Consider the following 1,269-nt stretch of genomic DNA (forward strand, 5'->3'; position numbering starts at 1 on the left):
TGGACTTGCAACTAAAAGTCGGACAAATTTTCTAAGACCTATGCTACATATTTGAATTGATTAATTTCTTGTTCAACTTCATATGGAGTTTTATATTCCAAAAAAGAGTGTAATCGTTTTTTGTTATACCATATTTCTATATACTCAAAGATGCTATCTTTGGCTTGTTCTATAGTTTTAAATTCCTCATCATAAACTAGTTCTACTTTTAATGTCTTAAAGAAAGATTCTGCTACGGCATTATCCCAACAGTTTCCTTTCCTACTCATAGATTGTGTAATCAAAGGGTTATATGTGATGAGTTTTCTAAACTCTTTTGAGGCATATTGTATGCCTCTATCAGAATGAAAAAGTAAAGGTTCTATTACCGTACGTTTATTAATTGCCATTTTCCAAGCTGGTATAATGGTTTGATTTGTATGTAGACTAGTACTTAATGACCAACCTATAATTTGTCTGTCATATAAATCGATGATAATAGTTAAATACAACCATCCCTTTTTAGTTTTAATATAGGTAATGTCAGATACCCAAACTTGATTCAAGCCGCTAGGATTAAAATTTCTATCTAACAAATTCCTGCAAATGGGATATTTATGATTAGAATCTGTAGTAGTTGCTTTAAATCTCTTTCGATGTTTACTAATCCAATTATTCTCACGCATAATTTTAGCTACTCTTGTTCTAGAAATACAATAATTACTACGCTTTAGTTGTGCTACAATTCTAGTAGAACCATATCGTTGTTTACTTTTATCAAATTCCTTTTTTATTAAATCAGTAAACAAACTATGCTCTATCGCTCGTTTGGATGGACCTTGACTATACCACCTATAATAACTACTCCTACTTACTTTTAATACTTTACACATCTTCTCAACAGGATATAAATGTCGATAACTAGCTATAAATTGATAGACTTCCCATCGTTCTTGGAGAAAATGTGAACGGCTTTTTTTAATATATCAAGTTCTAACTCTTTTTCTTTAAGCGCTTTTTGCAATCTTTTAATTTCTAAAGAATCATCTTTTATTATTTTTTTCTCCTTAGGGCTTTGGACTGATTTTGCTGCTTTTCGCCATTTATAAATCCTTTGTGGATCTAAATCTAACTCATCTGCTAATGCTTTGATGTTATCTCGCTGATAACTTAACCGGATGGTTTGATCTTTAAACTCTTTGCTGTAAATACGTTTTTTCATGTTTCTAAGATATTTGTTTTGTAACAAACAGTCTTAAATTTTGTGTCCGAGTAAAGGTAACAAGTCCA

1 protein-coding gene is annotated in these 1,269 nt (G+C 30.7%); it reads right to left on the reverse strand.

The window, feature by feature from the left end:
- Positions 1 to 38: 38 nt before the first annotated feature.
- Positions 39 to 1,201, reverse strand: a protein-coding gene (locus ACY2RX_RS14585; RefSeq protein ID WP_490104715.1) for an IS3 family transposase whose coding sequence is annotated in 2 segments (ribosomal slippage) — positions 39 to 949 and positions 949 to 1,201 — 1,164 coding nt in all. Because the reading frame shifts where the segments join, the coding sequence is not laid out codon by codon here.
- Positions 1,202 to 1,269 lie beyond the last annotated feature (68 nt).

The sequence above is a fragment of the Polaribacter sp. 2405UD43-2 genome (assembly GCF_058147125.1).